Source organism: Roseibium aggregatum (assembly GCF_014692675.1).
Classification (GTDB): Bacteria; Pseudomonadota; Alphaproteobacteria; order Rhizobiales; family Stappiaceae; genus Roseibium; species Roseibium aggregatum_C.
Genome location: NZ_JABFCZ010000004.1, coordinates 170,176 through 187,817 on the forward strand (window position 1 = coordinate 170,176; position 17,642 = coordinate 187,817).

The following is a 17,642-nucleotide window of genomic DNA, read 5'->3' on the forward strand; positions in this document are numbered from 1 at the left end:
AATGGGGGATGGCGCTCCCGGGCGGCATCCCCCAGTCTGTCTTTTATATCGCAGCCGGCGAGACCTCATGACGAATACCCCGACCTACGATCTTGAATGCATCGATATCGCCAAATCCTTCGGGGCCGTCCGCGCCGTCAAAGGCGTCTCCTTCAACATTCCAAGCGGTTCCTTTTTCTCGATCCTCGGCCCGTCCGGCTGCGGCAAGACCACGTTGATGCGCATGATCGCGGGCTTCGAGGAACCTGCCAGCGGCGACATCAGGATCAAGGGCCGGTCCGTGCTCGGCACCCCGCCCAACAAGCGCAACGTCAAGATGGTGTTCCAGCATCTGGCATTGTTTCCGATGATGAACGTCTTTGAGAACATCGCTTACGGATTGCGCTGCAACGGCGTGAAGAACGCCGAGATCAAGGCCAAGGTGCATGACGTCCTGGAACGCATCGCCCTGCCCGATGTGGCGGAGCGCGAGATCCATCAGCTTTCCGGCGGCCAGAAGCAGCGCATCGCCATCGCGCGCTGCATGGTGCTCGACCCGGACGTGCTCCTGCTTGACGAACCGCTCGGCGCGCTCGATCTGAAACTGCGCGAGGCGATGAAGATCGAGCTCAAGCAGCTTCAGCACCAGTTCAACACGACCTTCATCTACATCACCCACGATCAGTCGGAAGCCCTCGTCATGTCCGACCACGTGGCGATCATGAACCAGGGCCTGTTCGAGCAGATCGGTACGCCCCAGGAACTTTACCACCACCCCGAGACCGCCTTCGTCGCCGGCTTCGTCGGCGACAGCAACCGCTGGTCCGGCAAGGTGAAGGCGAGCGACGGCAGCGGCGGAACGGTCGAGACCGATCAGGGCCTCCAGATGGTCTTCACCGCCGCGGGCGGCAGGACCATCGCGGAAGGGACCGCGGTCGAGGTGTTCGTCCGCCCGGAATTCATTCACACGGTCCGGCGAACGGAGGCCGATGGCGTCCCCGGCGAGGCGGACAATCGCATGGACGGCGTGGTCGACAGCCTGTTGTTCAACGGCGCCAACAGCCGGGTTCTCGTCAGGAGTTCCAGGGGCGAACTGATCGAGGCGGATGTCACCCTGACCGGCCACGGCGATCTGAAACCGGGAGAAGAGGTCTGCCTGTTCTGGTCGTCCCGGCAGGCCATGTGCTTTCCATCCGAAGGATCGGCGTGATGCTGCAGAAAGACTTCAGGCGCCTGGCGCTGATCCTGCTGTTCGCGCCCTTCGCGCTCTGGATCATCCTGCTGATCCTTCTGCCCCATATCGGCATGATCGCATTGTCCCTGCGCGAGAAGGTGGCGCCCAGGGTCTATGAATACGGCTTTGCCAACTACATGGATTTCCTGAACGAGCCGATCTACTGGAACACCCTGCTGCGCACCGGCTCCATGTCGCTCCTGGTCACCGCGCTTGCCCTGCTGATCGGCTTTCCGGTCGCCTATTACATCGCCAAGCTCGCCGGCAACCGCACCCGCGGCGCCCTGTTCCTGCTCTGCCTGATCCCGCTCTGGGTCAGCGACCTGATCCGCGCCTACGGCTGGATCCTGCTCTTGAGGGAAACCGGCGTCCTGTCCTCGTTCCTGCAATGGGCCGGCATCGTCGATCACCCGATCGAGTTCCTCTACAACGACGTCACCGTCGTCATCGGCCTCGTCTACACGGTCATGCTGTTCATGATCGTGCCGCTGGTTTCCACCCTCGACGGCATGGACAATTCCATGATCGAGGCCGGCTACAATCTCGGCGGCAACGGCTTTACCGTCCTGCGCCGGATCATCATTCCCTATGCCATGCCGGGCATCGTCTCCGGCTGCATCGTGGTCTTCATGCTGACCGCCGGCTCCTACCTCACGCCCATCCTGCTCGGCGGCAAGAATTCAAGCTGGTTCACCGAGCAGATCTACAACCAGTTCATCAGCCGGTTTAACTGGGAGGCGGGCGCGGCCTTCGGCATCCTGCTGCTCCTGTTCACGTCGATCGTCATCTGGCTCGGCCTGAAGCTGAGCGGCCAGACGCTCGCGAACACCGTCGCGAAGAGCTGAGGAGGACGAGGCATGCTTGCACAGGACAAGGCCACGCCGTTCCTCTGGGGATACCGGCTTTATGTGGCGGCGTTTTTCGTCTTTCTTGCCGCGCCGCTTGTTGCGGCAAGCATATTCGCCTTCAACGACAGTGTCTTTCCCGCGCTGCCCTGGCAGGGCTTCACGCTCGACTGGTTCTTCAACGACAGCGAGCCCAAGCTCGGCATGTTCCACGACCGGCGGCTGTTGCGCGGGATCTATTATTCCTTCGTGATCGCGGCCTTTGTGTCCACGCTTTCCGTGACCGTCGGAACGACCAACGCCTTCCTGTTCGTGCGCGGACAATTCCCGGCCAAGAACTTCTTCTACATCCTGATGATCGTGCCGCTCGTGATCCCGGGCGTCATCCTCGGCATCTCGATCCTGGTGCTCGCCAGCAACACGGCGAACTTTCTGGAAAACCGCTTCGACATGGAGCTGGAACTGCTGAGACCCGGCATATTCCTGGTGGTCATGGGACAGTTTTCCTTCATCACCACCATCACCTCGCTGGTCATCACCGCGCGCTTGAAGAAATTCGATGAAAGCATGGAAGAAGCCGCGCTCAACCTCGGCGCCTCCCGCGCCCGGGTGCTCAGGACCATCACCTTGCCGTTCCTGCGCCCGGCGATGATAGCGGCCGGCATCGTCGCCTTTCTCGTCTCCTTCGAGAACTTCAACACCACCCTGTTCCTGGTCGGCTCGGAAGCGCCGCTGACGATCACCATGTACGACCGGGTGGCCAAGGTCGGTTCCACCCCGGTCCTGAACGCCGTCTCCTTCGCCCTGATCATCGGCTCGGGACTCCTCGCCCTCGTTTCCATCCTCGTTCAACGCGACAAGACCGTCCGGTAGGCGCCCCATGCGTGAGTTCGATTTCGTCGTTGTCGGTGCCGGCTCGGCCGGCTCCGTTCTGGCCGACCGCCTGTCGGAAAGCGGCAAATTCAGCGTCTGCCTGCTGGAGGCCGGCGGGTCGGACAAGAACCTCTGGATCTGGATGCCGATCGGCTACGGCAAGGCCTTCTACAATCCGAAGATCAACTGGATGTATCGCACCGAGCCGGATCCGGAACTGAACGGACGGCAGGGCTACTGGCCGAGGGGCAAGGTGCTGGGCGGGTCCAGCTCGATCAACGCCATGGTCTTCATCCGCGGCCAGCACGACGACTTCAACGACTGGGAGGCGCTCGGAAACCCGGGCTGGGGCTGGAACGACGTCCTGCCCGTCTTCAAGCGCTTCGAGACCAACGAGGCCGGCGCCGACGATTATCGCGGCGATAGCGGCCCGGTCCACGTCTCCTCGATGAAGCGGGACGTCCACCCGCTGTGCGGCACGTTCATCGACGCCTGCGAACAGGCCGGCTTCCGGCGCAATCCCGATTTCAACGGTCCCGACCAGGAAGGCGTCGGCCTGTACCAGATCACCGCGAAGAACGGTTTCCGGATGTCGACGGCCCGCGCTTATCTGCCCAGGGTCAAACGCCGTTCCAACGTCACCATCGTGACCCACGCCCATGCGACCCGGGTCCTGCTGGACGGAAAACGGGCGACCGGCGTCGCCTATCGCCGGGGCGACCGGGAAGAAACCGTCACCGCCCGGCGCGAGGTCATCCTGAGTGCCGGCGCGGTGACCTCGCCCCGGCTGCTGATGCTCTCAGGGATCGGCCGTCCCGAAGATCTCAAGGCGAAAGGCATTGACGTCGCGGTTGCCCGCAACGGCGTCGGCCGGAACCTGCAGGATCATCTCGGCCTCGATTATCTCTACCGCTCCAGGGTTCCGACCCTGAACACCCTGCTTTACCCGTGGTGGGGCAAGCTTCTGCAGGGGGCCCGATACGTCCTCACTCGCCGCGGGCCTCTGTCCCTGAGCGTCAATCAGGCGGGTGGGTTCGTGAAGTCCAACCCGGACTGCAAGCGGCCGAACATGCAGCTTTATTTTTCGCCCGTGAGCTACACCAAGGCCCCGAAGGGCAAGCGCCCGCTGATGAACCCGGACCCGTTTCCCGGCTTCCTGCTCGGCTTCCAGCCGACACGTCCCTCCAGCCGCGGACACATTACGCTCCGCTCCGCCGACCCGATGGATTTGCCAGAAATCCACCCGAACTCGCTGAGCACGGAGCATGACGTCACCGAAATGGTGGAAGGCTGCAAGCTGATGCGCAAGATCGCATCCTCCCCCGCCATGCAGGCGGTCATCGAAAGCGAAATTGCGCCCGGACCGCAGGTTCAAAGCGACGAGGACATGGTGGCGGATATCCGCAACCGCTGCTCCACCGTCTTCCATCCGGTCAGCACCTGCCGGATGGGGCCGGACCCGGAGACGGACGTCGTCGATGCCCGGCTCAAGGTCTACGGGGTGGACAATCTCCGGGTGGTTGATGCCTCCATCTTTCCAACGGTAACGTCCGGCAACACCAATGCCCCGACGATCATGGTCGGCGAAAAGGGTGCCGATCTTATCCTGGAAGATCACCAGGTTTCTTAGGAACACAGCCGATGCAGGCCGCAGACCTTTTCTCGCAAGACTTCAAGGCCGAACCCTATTGGTGGGAGACCGGCCGCGCGGCGGATTTCCGGTCCGCGGAGCTGCCGGCGGAGGCGGATGTCGTCGTGATCGGCGCCGGCTACACCGGCCTCAACGCGGCCCTGCAAACCGCCCGCGAAGGCCTGTCCACCCTGATTATCGACGCCGAGGCGGCAGGCTGGGGCTGCAGCACCCGCAACGGCGGTCAGGTCTCCACCAGCATCAAGCCGGATTTTTCCGCCCTCGAACGCCGCTACGGATCCGAGATCGCCACCGCGGTTCTCGAGGAAGGCCAGGCATCGCTGGACTACATGCACGCCCTTGTCCGCGACGAGGCACTCGATTGCGATTTCCGCCCGGTCGGCCGCTTCCACGGCGCGCACATGCCGCATCTCTACGACAAGCTCGCGAAGGAATGCGCGGCCGGCCACAAGGTCTGGACGACGGACGCCTTCATGGTCCCCAAGTCGGAGATGGCGAGCGAACTCGGCACCGAGGCCTATCACGGCGGCATGGTCTTTCCCCGTCATTGCAGCATCGATGTCGGCAAGTACCACCCGGCCCTGCTCGCCCGGGTTCTGGAGGCCGGTGCGAAGGTGAAAAGCCATTGTCCGGTCGTCTCCCTGGAACGCCTCGGCACCGGTTTCATGGTCGCGACCGCCGCCGGGCCTGTCAAAGCCGGCAAGGTTATTCTTGCCACGAACGGCTACACAGGCCCGGTCTCGCCGCATCATCAGCGGCGGATCATCCCGATCGGGTCCTATGTGATTGCCACGGAGGAAATCCCACAAGACCTGGTCGACCGGCTGTTTCCGACCGACCGGATGCTCTCCGATACCCGCAAGCTGGTCTACTACTACCGCCTGTCCCCTGACCGGAAGCGGGTGCTGTTCGGCGGGCGCGTCTCCCTGAGCGAGACCGACCCGAGGAAGAGCGCCGTCAAGCTGCACCGGGACATGGTCGCCCTGTTTCCGGAACTGCGCGATGTGAAGATCAGCCACTCCTGGATGGGCTTCGTCGGCTATACCTTCGATACGCTTGCCCATTGCGGTGAGGACAAGGGTCTCTACCATGCCATGGGCTATTGCGGCTCGGGCGTCGGCATGGCGAGTTACCTGGGCATGCGGATGGGGCGAAAGGCGGTGGGAACGGAAACCGTACCTTCCGCGCTGGAACGTATCTCCTTCCCGACCCGTCCGCTCTATACCGGAAATCCCTGGTTCCTCGCCCCCTCGGTCCTGATCTACCGTTTCCGCGACCGCTTCGGCATTTGACCCGAAGGCGTGCGGCTCCCATTTATGTCTGATGACCTGAAGGGAGCCAGTCATGTCCGAGTCCCTGGAATTTTCCGCTGCATTCGCCGATGCCATCCGCAATCCGGCAAATCCCGGCCACCTGATGGTGCTGAAGCCCGTTAACCGGCGGCTGCGGATCTATGCGGGCGACACGCTTCTGGCCGACAGCGCCCGGGCGCTGCGCGTGATCGAGGTCGGCAAGAGCCTCTACGATCCGGTGGTCTATGTCCCCGGCGACGACCTCGTCGCGGATTTCGACCGGCTGGAAAAATCGACCCATTGCCCACTCAAGGGCGATGCGAGCTACATCGCGCTCAAGGGCGAGGAACTCGGCTGGGCCTATGAAAACCCGATCGAGGTTGCCTCGGCGATCAGGGGGTATTTCGCGTTCTGGCCGCAGAAGACAAGGCTGGTCGAAGGCGAATGACGGCCTGACCCGAGGGCGAAGAAGTCGCCGGACGTTTCCGGTCAGTCGGCGATATGCACGTCGACGCCCCATTCCCGGCACCGGGCTTCCAGACGATCCGGCAGCGGCTGGTCGGTGAAGAAGGCATCCACATCGGCAAGAGACGCGATCCGCGCCGGCGCGCTGCGCTTCAGCTTGGAATGGTCGGCGACGAGATAGGTCTTGCGCGAGCGGGCAATGATCGTCTGACTGACGCCCACTTCCTGAATATCGAAATCCAGGAGATCGCCGTCCTCGTCCAGCGCCGAGCAGCCGATCACGGCCAGGTCGAACTTGAACTGCTCGATCGTGTTGATGGTCAGGTTGCCGATCAGGCCGCCGTCGAACCGACGCAGCACGCCGCCAGCCACGATGATCTCGCAATCCTTGTTGGCAACCAGGATGTTGGCGATGTTCATGTTGTTGGTGATGACCATCAGGCTGCGGTGGCGCAGCAGCTCCCGGGCGACGGCTTCCGTCGAGGTACCGATGTTGAGAAACACGGACGCGCCCTCGGGAATTTCGCGGGCACAGGCCCGGGCGATGGCCGCCTTGCCGGCATCGTTCAGGTTCCGGCGTTCCTCGTAACCGATATTGGAAACGCTCGAGGGCAGCACGGCCCCGCCATGGACCCGCTCCAGCCTGCCGGTATCCGCCAGTTCGGAAAGGTCCCTGCGGATCGTTTGCACCGTAACGCCCAGACGTTCCGCCAGTCCCTCGACCGTCACCTTTCCTTCGGCGCGCGCGATTTCGAGAATTTCCGGCAGCCTGAATGCCTGAGACATGCAATTTTCCCTTTTTCGCGAATACTATGCGAATTTTTTCTATTCAACGCAAGAATTGATCCGTTTCGCGAGGTTTACCGGTCATCCGAACCCGGAATTGCCTTCAGAGCAGTGCCGACGTTGAAATCTGATACGCGGAATTCCGCCACAACCAGGAAAGTTCTCTTTTTTCGAAATGACGCAAGTAGAGTCGCACATTTTTCGATCATAAGGAAAGAAAACGAAAAATCCCGAACAAATTCGATTGACTCGCCGCAACTCCCTGTGGTTCGATCACGCCGTTAACTTTCGGGTGGGAGGCCTCAGTGACGCAGTCGGCAGGCGAAAGCCAATCCTGCGATCTGTTCATTATCGGCGGCGGTATCAACGGGTGCGGAATCGCACGCGATGCGGCCGGGCGGGGCCTGTCTGTCGTCCTGGCGGAAATGAACGACCTTGCCTCTGCCACCTCCTCCGCATCGACCAAGCTCTTTCACGGCGGCCTGCGCTATCTCGAATATTTCGAAATCCGGCTGGTGCGCGAGGCGCTGATCGAGCGGGAAACCCTGCTCCGCGCCATGCCGCATATCAGCTGGCCCATGCGCTTCGTCCTCCCGCTTTACGCGGACATGCGCTTCGAGGGCTCAACGCCGACCTCGCGCATCCTGAACATCGTCATGCCCTGGATGAAGGGCCGGCGCCCGGCCTGGCTGATCCGCCTGGGGCTGTTCCTTTACGACAATCTCGGCGGCCGCAAGCTTCTTCCCGGCACGGCCTCGCTCAGCCTCAAGGACACGCCGGAAGGCGCGCCGCTTCAGGACCGGTTCGAGCGAGCCTACGAATATTCCGACTGCTGGATCGAGGACGCCCGGCTCGTCGTCCTGAACGCCCGCGACGCGGTCGCCCGCGGCGCGAAGGTCCTCGTCCGCACGAAAGTGACCAACGCCGAACGGGTCGGCGATCACTGGGAGATCGAGATCGAGGGCACCGACAGCGGCAAGACCCGCCGGGTCCACGCCAAAATGCTGGTGAATGCCGGCGGCCCCTGGGTCGGCGACATCATCCACGACACGATCCGGGTCGACAGCCGCGAAGGCGTCCGCCTTGTGCGCGGCTCGCATATCGTCACCCGGCGTCTCTACGAACACGACAAGTGCTACTTCTTCCAGGGAACCGACGGGCGGATCATTTTTGCAATCCCCTTCGAAACCGACTTCACCCTGATCGGGACGACGGATTCCGAACACCCGGATCCGTCGGTCGATCCGGTCTGCACGCCCGAGGAACAAGAGTATCTGGTCGACTTCGCCAACCAGTACTTCAAACGGAACATCACAGTCGACGACATCGTCTGGACCTATTCCGGGGTCCGGCCGCTTTACGACGACGGCGCCTCGTCCGCCACGGCCGCAACCCGCGACTATACGCTGAAGATCGACGATGCCGGCGGCGCGCCGCTCCTGAACGTCTTCGGCGGCAAGATCACCACCTACCGCCGGCTGGCGGAAGGCGCGCTGGAGAAAATTCTCCGCTATTTCCCCGACCGGAAGGGACCCTGGACGGCCGGCGTTCCCCTGCCCGGCGGCGACTTCCCCGTCGGCGACGTTCGTACGCTGATCGCCCGCCTGAAGACGGACTTTCCGTTCCTGAACGACTTCTGGGCGCGCCGCCTGGTCAGGGCCTACGGCACCGAGGCCTGGCAGGTGCTCGGATCTGCGACGGCGAAGGAAGACCTGGGGCAGGATTTCGGTGCGACGCTGACGGCGCGCGAAGTCGAATGGCTGATGGAAAAGGAATTTGCACGGACGGCCGAGGACGTTGTGTGGAGGCGCAGCAAGCTCGGTTTGCGCATGTCCGACAACGAGATCGCCACGCTGGATGCATGGATGAAGAACGAAACCGCGCATCGGAGCAGAGCGGCGGCGGAATAGTCTGGGAGGACGACAATGACTTTGAGACTGGAGGGGGTGTCAAAGGTGGCGGGTCGCCAGACCCACATCCACCCCACCGACCTCGAATTGAAAAACGGCACGATGAACGTCCTGCTCGGCCCGACGCTGTCGGGAAAGACGACGCTCATGCGCCTCATGGCGGGCCTCGATGCGCCGACCACCGGCCGTGTCTTCTGGAACGATGAGGACGTCACCGGGGTCCGGGTCCAGAAGCGCAATGTCGCCATGGTCTACCAGCAATTCATCAATTACCCGTCGATCACGGTCTACGAGAACATCGCCAGCCCTCTGCGTCTTGCTGGAAAATCGAAAGCGGACATCGACGCCGCGGTCCGCAAGACGGCCGACCTGATGAAGCTGACGCCCATGCTCCAGCGCAAGCCGCTGGAATTGTCCGGCGGCCAGCAGCAGCGCTGCGCGCTTGCCCGCGCGCTGGTCAAGAATGCCGGTCTCGTCCTGCTCGACGAACCGCTTGCCAACCTCGACTACAAGCTGCGCGAGGAGCTGCGCGTCGAGATCCCGAAGATCTTCGAGGAAGCCGGCTCGATCTTCGTCTACGCGACGACCGAACCGGAAGAAGCCCTGCTGCTCGGCGGCAATACGGCCACGCTCTGGGAAGGCCGGGTCACCCAGTTCGGCCCGACGCCGGACGTCTACCGCCGGCCCGTCGACGCCACCACGGCGCGGGTCTTCTCCGATCCGCCGATGAATTTCCTGCAGATCTCCAAGACCGGCCGGAAGCTCATGTTCGGCGACGGCCAGTCGACACCTGCCGCCGGCAAGCTCGCCGAACTTGCAGACGGCCGCTACACCGCTGGCTTCCGTCCCAACCACCTGGAGATCTTCCAGCACACACCGGACGCCATGGAGTTCACCACCCGTCTCGCCGTCACCGAACTGACCGGGTCGGAAACCTTCGTCCATCTGGACCACCACGGCGAGCGCTGGGTCGGCCTCCTGCAGGGCGTTCATGACCTGGAACTGGGCAATCCGCTCAAGGTCTGGCTGAACCCGGCCCATGTCTACATTTTCGGCGAGGACGGCCATCTGGTCGCGCCCGCAGCTTACGCCCTGGCGGCCTGAGGAGAACGGGACCATGGCAAAGATCACCCTTGAAAATCTGGCGCATTCCTATCTGCCCCATCCAAAAGGCGAGGACGACTACGCCCTGAAGGAAATGAACCATGTCTGGAACGACGGCGAGGCCTACGCCCTGCTTGGCTCTTCCGGCTGCGGCAAGACCACGCTGCTCAACATCATTTCCGGCCTCCTGAAACCGAGCCAGGGCCGTATCCTTTTCAACGACATGGACGTGACCGGCGCGCCGACCGTGGCGCGCAACATCGCCCAGGTGTTCCAGTTCCCGGTTGTCTACGACACCATGACCGTGCGCCAGAACCTGGCCTTCCCGCTGAAGAACCGCGGCGCGGACGCCGCCTATGTCGCCGGACGGGTGCAGCAGATTGCACAGATGATCGGCATGGAGGCCGAGCTCGACCACAAGGCCCGCGGCCTGACCGCCGACGCCAAGCAGAAGATCAGCCTCGGCCGCGGCATGGTCCGCGAAGACGTCAACGCGCTCCTGTTCGACGAGCCGCTGACGGTGATCGATCCGCACATGAAATGGGAGCTGCGCACGCAGCTCAAGTCGCTCCATCGCGAGTTCGGTCACACCATGATCTATGTGACCCACGACCAGACCGAGGCCCTGACCTTCGCCGACAAGGTTGTCGTGATGTACGACGGCCGCGTGGTGCAGATCGGAACGCCGGAAGAGCTGTTCATGACGCCCGAGCACACCTTCGTGGGCTATTTCATCGGCTCGCCCGGCATGAATGTCATGCCCGCGCAGATCGAGGGAAACCGGGCCTATATCAACGGCTCCTGGCTGCCGCTCAGCAAGGGATACGGCAAGCTCGAGGGCAAGGTGGAGATCGGCGTGCGGCCGGAATTCGCGCGGCTCTCCCAGAGCGAGGGCCTGCCGGTGAAGATCCGCCGGGTCGAGGACGTCGGCCGCCACAAGATCGTCCGCGCGGAATTCTTCGGCAACGACATCAACATCATCGCCGAAGAGAACGAACAGGTCAGCGCGGACATGAACCGCATCAGCTTCGTCCCCGAACGGGTGAACGTCTATGCCGACGGCTGGCGTGTCGAAGGGGAGGCCGCGTGATGGAAAAGACCGTCAACCAGCGCGCCTGGTTCCTTGTCCTGCCGGTTCTGGCGCTCGTCGCCTTCTCCGCGGTGATCCCGCTGATGACCGTGGTGAACTATTCCGTCCAGGACACGTTCGGCAACAACCAGTTCTTCTGGGCCGGGATCGAATGGTTCCGGGAACTGCTTGCAAGCGACCGCATGTGGGATGCGCTCGGGCGCCAGGCGGCCTTCTCGGCGATCATCCTGGCCATCGAGGTTCCGCTCGGTATTCTGGTTGCGCTGAACATGCCCAAGCGCGGCTTCTGGGCCTCGTTCTGCCTCGTCGTCATGTCGCTGCCGCTGCTCATTCCGTGGAACGTGGTCGGCACCATCTGGCAGATCTTCGGCCGCGTCGACATCGGACTTCTGGGCTACACGCTGGAAGCGCTCGGCATCCCCTACAACTACACCCAAGGCTTCTTTGCTGCCTGGGCGACCGTGGTCGTCATGGACGTCTGGCACTGGACCTCGCTGATCGCGCTTCTCGCCTATGCCGGCCTGCAGTCCATCCCGGACGCCTATTACCAGGCCGCCAAGATCGACCAGGCGAGCCGCTGGAAGATCTTCTGGTACATCGAACTGCCGAAGATGCGCGGCGTTCTGATGATCGCCATCCTGCTGCGGTTCATGGACAGTTTCATGATCTACACCGAGCCCTTCGTCGTCACCGGCGGCGGCCCCGGCAACTCGACCACCTTCCTGTCGATCGACCTCGTCAAGATGGCCCTCGGCCAGTTCGACCTCGGCCCGGCGGCCGCCTTCTCGATCATGTACTTCCTGGTGATCCTGCTGATTTCCTGGGTGTTCTACACCGTGATGACCAATCTCGACAAAGCGGAGCGCGTCCAATGACCGACGTTGCCGTCAGCCCTGCCGCCACGCGCGGCCTCGCCCTGCCGGGGATCAACAGCAAGGCGGTCGTGATGACCCTTTACCTGCTGTTCCTGATGCTGCCGGTCTACTGGCTCCTGAACATGAGCCTGAAGACCAATTCGGAGATCCTGTCGACCTTCTCGCTCTGGCCGCAGAACCTGACCTTCGCCAACTACGCGACGATCCTGACCGATCCGAGCTGGTACATGGGCTACGTCAACTCGCTGATCTACGTGGTCATGAACATGGTGATTTCCGTGACCGTGGCATTGCCTGCGGCCTACGCCTTCTCGCGCTACAATTTCATGGGCGACAAGCACCTGTTCTTCTGGCTGCTGACCAACCGCATGGCCCCGCCGGCCGTGTTCGCCCTGCCCTTCTTCCAGCTCTACAGCTCCATCGACCTGTTCGACACCCATATTGCCGTGGCGCTGGCCCACTGCCTGTTCAACGTGCCGCTGGCGGTGTGGATCCTGGAGGGCTTCATGCGCGGCGTGCCGAAGGAAATCGACGAGACCGCCTATATCGACGGCTACAGCTTCGGCCGCTTCTTCGTGAAGATCTTCATGCCGCTGATCGCGTCGGGCATCGGTGTCGCCGCCTTCTTCTGCTTCATGTTCAGCTGGGTGGAACTGCTGTTGAGCCGGACGCTCACCAGCGTCAACGCCAAGCCGATCGCGGCCACCATGACCCGCACCGTTTCCGCCTCCGGCCTCGACTGGGGCGTGCTGGCGGCTGCCGGCGTGCTCACCATCGTGCCCGGCGCGCTCGTCATCTATTTCGTCCGCAACTACATCGCCAAGGGCTTCGCCCTCGGGCGGGTTTGACCGGAGGAGACAGACCCATGGAATGGATGGCCTGGACATATCCGACCGCGATTTTCTTCGCAGTCATCGCATTGCTGCTCGTCACCTTCACGGTGCTGGCGATCCGGTTTCCGGAAACGCCGCGGGTCGGCGTGCTCCGCATAGAGACGACCCGGGGAGATCGTCTCTTCATCACCTTGCTCGGTTCGGCCTTCATCAACCTGGCCTGGCTCGGACTTGTCGGCGTATCGCAACCCTATGCGCTGATCGTTTGCCTGATCTATGCCGCGGCGGTTTTCCGCTGGGTGTAGTTGAGGGGAAAAACCGGCGGTCCGGGGACGGGCAATCCTCAGGCCGCCGCATCAAAACCACAGTTTACACGTGGGAGGAAAATATGAACTTGCTACTGAAATCGACAACGGCGCTCGCGTTGAGCCTCGGGGTGCTCACCGGACCGGCCTTCGCCGGAATGAACGAGGCCAAACAGTTCCTGGACTCGGAAATCGGCGACCTGTCGACGCTGTCGCGCGCCGACCAGGAAAAGGAAATGCAGTGGTTCGTGGACGCCGCCAAGCCGTTCGCCGGCATGGAAATCAAGGTGGTGTCGGAAACCATCACTACGCACGAGTATGAATCCAAGGTGCTGGCGCCGGCCTTCACGGCCATTACCGGCATCAAGATCACCCACGACCTGATCGGTGAAGGCGATGTGGTCGAAAAGCTGCAGACCCAGATGCAGTCGGGCGAAAACATCTACGACGCCTACATCAACGACAGCGACCTCATCGGCACCCACTGGCGCTACCAGCAGGCCCGCAACCTGACCGACTGGATGGCAGGCGAAGGCAAGGACGTCACCAATCCGGGACTGGACGTGGCCGACTTCATCGGCACCAAGTTCACCACCGGTCCGGACGGCAAGCTCTACCAGTTGCCCGACCAGCAGTTCGCCAACCTCTACTGGTTCCGCTACGACTGGTTCACCGACCCGAAGATCAAGGCCGAGTTCAAGGACAAATACGGCTACGAGCTGGGCGTTCCGGTCAACTGGTCGGCCTATGAGGACATCGCCGAGTTCTTCACCGGAAAGAACATCGACGGCCAGACCGTCTATGGCAACATGGACTACGGCAAGAAGGACCCGTCGCTCGGCTGGCGCTTCACCGATGCGTGGATGTCCATGGCCGGCATGGGCGACAAGGGCGAGCCGAACGGCCTGCCGGTCGACGAATGGGGCATTCGCGTCAACGACAAGTCCCAGCCGACCGGATCCTGCGTGGCCCGCGGCGGCGCGACCAACTCTCCGGCGGCTGTCTATGCCATTGAGAAATACACCCAGTGGCTGGACAAGTACTCGCCGCCGGCAGCAGCGGGCATGACCTTCTCCGAAGCCGGCCCGATTCCGTCGCAGGGGGCGGTTGCCCAGCAGATGTTCTGGTACACCGCCTTCACCGCCGACATGGTGGGTGACGGCGCCAAGGCCGTTCTCAATGACGACGGCACGCCGAAATGGCGCATGGCTCCGAGCCCGCACGGCGCATACTGGGAAGACGGCATGAAGGTCGGCTACCAGGACGCCGGCTCCTGGACGCTGATGAAGTCGACCCCGGCCGACCGGGCCAAGGCCGCATGGCTCTATGCCCAGTTCGTCGTCTCCAAGACGGTTGACGTGAAGAAGTCCCACGTGGGTCTCACCTTCATCCGCGAGAGCACCATCCAGGACAAGAGCTTCACCGAACGCGCTCCGAAGCTCGGCGGTCTGATCGAGTTCTACCGCTCGCCGGCCCGTGTCCGCTGGTCGCCCACCGGCACCAACGTTCCGGACTATCCGAAGCTGGCCCAGCTGTGGTGGCAGAATATCGGCGATGCGTCGTCCGGTGCGAAAACCGCCCAGGAAGCCCTCGACAGCCTGTGCCAGCAGCAGGAACGCGTCCTGCAGCGTCTTGAACGCGCCGGCGTCCAGGGCGATCTCGGACCGAAGCTGAACGAACCGGAAGATCCGGAAGTCTGGCTCAGCCGAGAGGGCGCTCCGAAGCCGAAGCTTGCCAACGAAAAGCCGGAGCCGATCACGGTCGACTACGACACGCTGGTCGCAAGCTGGCAAAAACAGTAACCTCCCTGGCCGGGGCCTACGGGCCTCGGCCTCCCCACCCCCCTTAACGGGCATTAAGACGACCTGCAGATGAGCCACATTCTCGCGATCGACCAGGGCACGACCTCCAGCCGCGCCATCCTCTTCAATCAGGACATGCGACCGGTCGCGACCGCCCAGGAAGAATTCGCGCAGCATTTTCCCTCTTCCGGCTGGGTCGAGCACGACCCGCGCGATCTCTGGACGACCACGGTCCTCACCTGCAGCGATGCCATTCAGAATGCCGGTATCGCCCCCTCGGCCATTTCCGCCATCGGCATCACCAACCAGCGCGAAACCACCGTTGTCTGGGAGCGGGCGTCGGGACGGCCCGTCTACAATGCCATCGTCTGGCAGGACCGCCGGACCGCCGATTTCTGCCGCACCCTGAAGGACCAGGGCCACGAGGCGACGATCACGGCCAAGACCGGACTTCTGGCGGACCCCTATTTTTCCGGCACCAAGCTGAAATGGATCCTCGACAATGTCGACGGCGCCCGTGAAAAGGCCGCCCGCGGAGAGCTCCTGTTCGGCACGGTCGACAGCTGGCTGATCTGGCAGCTTACCGGCGGCAGGGTGCATGCGACCGACGCCACCAATGCCGCCCGAACCATGCTCTACGACATTCACAAGGGCCGCTGGAGCGAGACGATCTGCAATCTCTTCGACATCCCGATGGCCATGCTGCCGGAGGTGAAGGACTGCGGTGCGGACTACGGGGTGACCGAGACAAGCATCTTCGGGCACTCTATCCCGATCCTGGGCGTCGCCGGCGACCAGCAGGCGGCAACCGTCGGCCAGGCCTGCTTCAAGCCGGGCATGTTGAAATCGACCTACGGCACCGGGTGCTTCGCCCTGTTGAACACCGGCGAGACGGCGGTCACCTCACAGAACCGGCTCCTGACCACCATCGCCTACCAGCTTGACGGCAAGCCGACCTACGCGCTCGAAGGCTCCATCTTCGTTGCCGGCGCCGTGGTGCAATGGCTGCGAGACGGATTGAAGATCATCCAGAATGCTGCCGATACCCACACCCTTGCCGATGCGGCCGACCCGAGCCAGAACGTGATCCTCGTCCCGGCCTTCGTCGGGCTCGGCGCCCCCTACTGGAACCCGACCTGCCGGGGCGCCATGTTCGGCCTGACCCGCAACACCGGGCCTGCGGAATTCGCCCGCGCCGCCCTTCAAAGCGTCGGCTTCCAGACCCGTGATCTCCTGCAGGCGATGAGTGCCGACTGGGACAGTTCGACGGACGTGGAACAGACCCTGCGTGTCGATGGCGGCATGACCGGCTCGGACTGGGCGATGCAGTTCCTCGCCGATATCCTCGGCGTTCCGGTCGACCGTCCGGTGATCACCGAAACGACTGCCCTCGGGGCGGCCTGGCTCGCCGGCCAGCAGGCCGGCGTCTATCCGGGACAGGACGAGTTTGCCCGTAACTGGCAACTGGAACGAACCTTCGAGCCGCTTATGGCCGAAGAAGACCGCGAGAGCGCCTACGCCGCCTGGAGACGGGCGGTCGAGGCAACGTTAAGCGTCTGAGGCCAACGCCGCCCCTCAACTCTGGTCAGTTTAATTAGCCGTCAAAGGTACGTCCGTTCCTCGATCGGTCTCTGCTTGATCTGCTCCAGCAACAGATCGAGCATGGCCGTTTCTGCGCGGTTCATCTTCGCCTTCGGGTTCCACACCACGTGAACGTCGATTTCCGGCAGATTCTCGTAGGGCGGCAGTTGCCAGAGCATGCCATCTTCCACATCCCGTCGGACCACATGCACCGGCAGCGGCCCGATGCCGAGACCGGCCAGGATCATCCGCCGGACTTCCTCCAGATTGGCGGAGGTGCCCACGACGCGGTCGTCAAGGTCGGCTTCCGCACGCATCAGGGTCACCGGTCTCAGCGCATCCTCCAGCCGGTCGGTAACGAAGCTGACCGAGGACTGGCCGGCAAGGTCGGCTTTGGTCAGGTCCGATCGGCCGAACAGGGGATGGGACGGACCGCAGAACAGGCCGAAGAACTCCCGGAACAGGCGCGTATATTCCAGCTTCGGGTTCCGGGTCCGGACAAGACAGACGGCAAGCGAAGCCCGCCGCCCCGTCACCGCTTCCAGGGCATCCTTGCTGGCGGAAACGTTGATGGAGATGGTCGCCGCCGGATGCATCTGGTGGAATTGCCGGAGCGTCTCGTCGAACAGCGGGCTGACCACGTGGCTCGCCATGGCGATGTCCACATGGCCGCGAACCTCGTCCGAAACATCCCGCATCAGGGTTCCCAGACGCAGGATCGCACCCTGGATATCGACCGCCTCCTTGTGCAGCAGCCGGCCGGCCTCCGTCAGTTCGAAATGGCCCGGAGACCGGTTGATCAGGCGTTTTCCGATCCGTTCCTCGAGACGCTTGAGCGCGCTTGAAACGGTCGGCTGCTTGAGCCGGAGCCGGTCGGCCGCCTCCGTCACACTGCTGGAGCGAGCCAGGACGATGAAGGTTCTGAGCAGGTTCCAGTCCAGGTCGCGAGCAAGCCGTTCCGGATGGAGGGGTTTGGGAAGCAAGGTCATAGATCAGATCTATAGTCAGAATTTCCAT

16 protein-coding genes are annotated in these 17,642 nt (G+C 62.9%); 14 read left to right on the forward strand and 2 right to left on the reverse strand.

Annotated elements, in window-relative coordinates; all coding sequences use genetic code 11:
• Positions 1 to 67: 67 nt before the first annotated feature.
• From HK439_RS04435 to HK439_RS04460, 6 genes are read left to right on the forward strand one after another with little or no spacing between them, the layout of a single operon-like run.
• Entirely contained in the window at positions 68 to 1,189 is a 1,122-nt protein-coding gene (locus HK439_RS04435) for an ABC transporter ATP-binding protein (RefSeq protein WP_190290164.1), read from the forward strand.
• On the forward strand, positions 1,189 to 2,058 hold the full coding sequence (locus HK439_RS04440) for an ABC transporter permease (RefSeq protein WP_190290165.1): 870 nt from the start codon (positions 1,189 to 1,191) through the stop codon (positions 2,056 to 2,058). Before HK439_RS04435 ends, HK439_RS04440 begins: the two co-directional genes overlap by 1 nt.
• Before the next feature lie 12 nt (positions 2,059 to 2,070).
• Positions 2,071 to 2,931, forward strand: a complete 861-nt coding sequence (locus HK439_RS04445; protein WP_190290166.1) for an ABC transporter permease — start codon at positions 2,071 to 2,073, stop codon at positions 2,929 to 2,931.
• A 7-nt stretch (positions 2,932 to 2,938) separates the two neighbouring features.
• On the forward strand, positions 2,939 to 4,561 hold the full coding sequence (locus HK439_RS04450) for a GMC family oxidoreductase (protein ID WP_190290167.1): 1,623 nt from the start codon (positions 2,939 to 2,941) through the stop codon (positions 4,559 to 4,561).
• Between the two features lie 11 nt (positions 4,562 to 4,572).
• A complete protein-coding gene (locus HK439_RS04455; RefSeq protein ID WP_190290168.1) occupies positions 4,573 to 5,874 on the forward strand; it encodes an NAD(P)/FAD-dependent oxidoreductase in 1,302 nt (433 codons plus the stop codon).
• Between the two features lie 52 nt (positions 5,875 to 5,926).
• Positions 5,927 to 6,322 carry a DUF427 domain-containing protein gene (locus HK439_RS04460; protein ID WP_190290169.1) on the forward strand — a complete coding sequence of 132 codons (396 nt, stop codon included), beginning with the start codon at positions 5,927 to 5,929 and terminating at the stop codon, positions 6,320 to 6,322.
• A 41-nt stretch (positions 6,323 to 6,363) separates the two neighbouring features.
• On the opposite strand, the gene HK439_RS04465 is transcribed toward HK439_RS04460, so the two are convergent.
• Complete coding sequence (locus HK439_RS04465) at positions 6,364 to 7,125, reverse strand: DeoR/GlpR family DNA-binding transcription regulator (protein WP_190290170.1); 762 nt, start codon at positions 7,123 to 7,125, stop codon at positions 6,364 to 6,366.
• 305 nt (positions 7,126 to 7,430) lie between these two features.
• Between HK439_RS04465 and glpD the strand changes: the two genes are divergently transcribed.
• From glpD to glpK, 8 genes are all read left to right on the forward strand, one after another.
• The gene (glpD, locus tag HK439_RS04470; RefSeq protein WP_190290171.1) at positions 7,431 to 9,035 is read left to right on the forward strand and encodes a glycerol-3-phosphate dehydrogenase; all 1,605 of its coding nucleotides are present in this window, start codon (positions 7,431 to 7,433) and stop codon (positions 9,033 to 9,035) included.
• Between the two features lie 15 nt (positions 9,036 to 9,050).
• Positions 9,051 to 10,139, forward strand: a complete 1,089-nt coding sequence (locus HK439_RS04475; protein WP_190290172.1) for an ABC transporter ATP-binding protein — start codon at positions 9,051 to 9,053, stop codon at positions 10,137 to 10,139.
• A gap of 13 nt (positions 10,140 to 10,152) precedes the next feature.
• Positions 10,153 to 11,229 carry an ABC transporter ATP-binding protein gene (locus HK439_RS04480; protein WP_190290173.1) on the forward strand — a complete coding sequence of 359 codons (1,077 nt, stop codon included), beginning with the start codon at positions 10,153 to 10,155 and terminating at the stop codon, positions 11,227 to 11,229.
• Entirely contained in the window at positions 11,229 to 12,104 is an 876-nt protein-coding gene (locus HK439_RS04485) for a carbohydrate ABC transporter permease (RefSeq protein WP_190290174.1), read from the forward strand. The genes HK439_RS04480 and HK439_RS04485 overlap by 1 nt, the downstream gene beginning before the upstream one ends.
• A 71-nt stretch (positions 12,105 to 12,175) precedes the next feature.
• The gene (locus HK439_RS04490; RefSeq protein WP_235987610.1) at positions 12,176 to 12,952 is read left to right on the forward strand and encodes a carbohydrate ABC transporter permease; all 777 of its coding nucleotides are present in this window, start codon (positions 12,176 to 12,178) and stop codon (positions 12,950 to 12,952) included.
• Positions 12,953 to 12,969: 17 nt separating this feature from the next.
• A complete protein-coding gene (locus tag HK439_RS04495) occupies positions 12,970 to 13,242 on the forward strand; it encodes a DUF2160 domain-containing protein (RefSeq protein WP_190290176.1) in 273 nt (90 codons plus the stop codon).
• A gap of 83 nt (positions 13,243 to 13,325) precedes the next feature.
• Positions 13,326 to 15,044 (forward strand): ABC transporter substrate-binding protein, encoded by a 1,719-nt coding sequence (locus HK439_RS04500; protein WP_190290177.1) that lies wholly within the window; start codon positions 13,326 to 13,328, stop codon positions 15,042 to 15,044.
• A 69-nt stretch (positions 15,045 to 15,113) separates the two neighbouring features.
• Positions 15,114 to 16,604: a glycerol kinase GlpK gene (gene glpK, locus HK439_RS04505; protein ID WP_190290178.1), complete on the forward strand. Its 1,491-nt coding sequence runs from the start codon at positions 15,114 to 15,116 to the stop codon at positions 16,602 to 16,604.
• 41 nt (positions 16,605 to 16,645) lie between these two features.
• On the opposite strand, the gene HK439_RS04510 is transcribed toward glpK, so the two are convergent.
• Positions 16,646 to 17,614 carry a LysR family transcriptional regulator gene (locus tag HK439_RS04510; protein ID WP_190290179.1) on the reverse strand — a complete coding sequence of 323 codons (969 nt, stop codon included), beginning with the start codon at positions 17,612 to 17,614 and terminating at the stop codon, positions 16,646 to 16,648.
• Positions 17,615 to 17,642: the final 28 nt, after the last annotated feature.

What these genes read in the sequence shown, in the direction of transcription:
- HK439_RS04435 (WP_190290164.1), top strand. Translation starts at nt 68, where the DNA reads ATGACGAATACCCCGACCTACGATCTTGAATGCATCGATATCGCCAAA.
- HK439_RS04500 (WP_190290177.1), top strand. Translation starts at nt 13,326, where the DNA reads ATGAACTTGCTACTGAAATCGACAACGGCGCTCGCGTTGAGCCTCGGG.
- HK439_RS04480 (WP_190290173.1), top strand. Translation starts at nt 10,153, where the DNA reads ATGGCAAAGATCACCCTTGAAAATCTGGCGCATTCCTATCTGCCCCAT.
- HK439_RS04460 (WP_190290169.1), top strand. Translation starts at nt 5,927, where the DNA reads ATGTCCGAGTCCCTGGAATTTTCCGCTGCATTCGCCGATGCCATCCGC.
- glpK (WP_190290178.1), top strand. Translation starts at nt 15,114, where the DNA reads ATGAGCCACATTCTCGCGATCGACCAGGGCACGACCTCCAGCCGCGCC.
- HK439_RS04450 (WP_190290167.1), top strand. Translation starts at nt 2,939, where the DNA reads ATGCGTGAGTTCGATTTCGTCGTTGTCGGTGCCGGCTCGGCCGGCTCC.
- HK439_RS04465 (WP_190290170.1), bottom strand. Translation starts at nt 7,125, where the DNA reads ATGTCTCAGGCATTCAGGCTGCCGGAAATTCTCGAAATCGCGCGCGCC.
- HK439_RS04490 (WP_235987610.1), top strand. Translation starts at nt 12,176, where the DNA reads ATGACCCTTTACCTGCTGTTCCTGATGCTGCCGGTCTACTGGCTCCTG.
- HK439_RS04510 (WP_190290179.1), bottom strand. Translation starts at nt 17,614, where the DNA reads ATGACCTTGCTTCCCAAACCCCTCCATCCGGAACGGCTTGCTCGCGAC.
- HK439_RS04485 (WP_190290174.1), top strand. Translation starts at nt 11,229, where the DNA reads ATGGAAAAGACCGTCAACCAGCGCGCCTGGTTCCTTGTCCTGCCGGTT.
- HK439_RS04440 (WP_190290165.1), top strand. Translation starts at nt 1,189, where the DNA reads ATGCTGCAGAAAGACTTCAGGCGCCTGGCGCTGATCCTGCTGTTCGCG.
- HK439_RS04475 (WP_190290172.1), top strand. Translation starts at nt 9,051, where the DNA reads ATGACTTTGAGACTGGAGGGGGTGTCAAAGGTGGCGGGTCGCCAGACC.
- HK439_RS04455 (WP_190290168.1), top strand. Translation starts at nt 4,573, where the DNA reads ATGCAGGCCGCAGACCTTTTCTCGCAAGACTTCAAGGCCGAACCCTAT.
- HK439_RS04495 (WP_190290176.1), top strand. Translation starts at nt 12,970, where the DNA reads ATGGAATGGATGGCCTGGACATATCCGACCGCGATTTTCTTCGCAGTC.
- HK439_RS04445 (WP_190290166.1), top strand. Translation starts at nt 2,071, where the DNA reads ATGCTTGCACAGGACAAGGCCACGCCGTTCCTCTGGGGATACCGGCTT.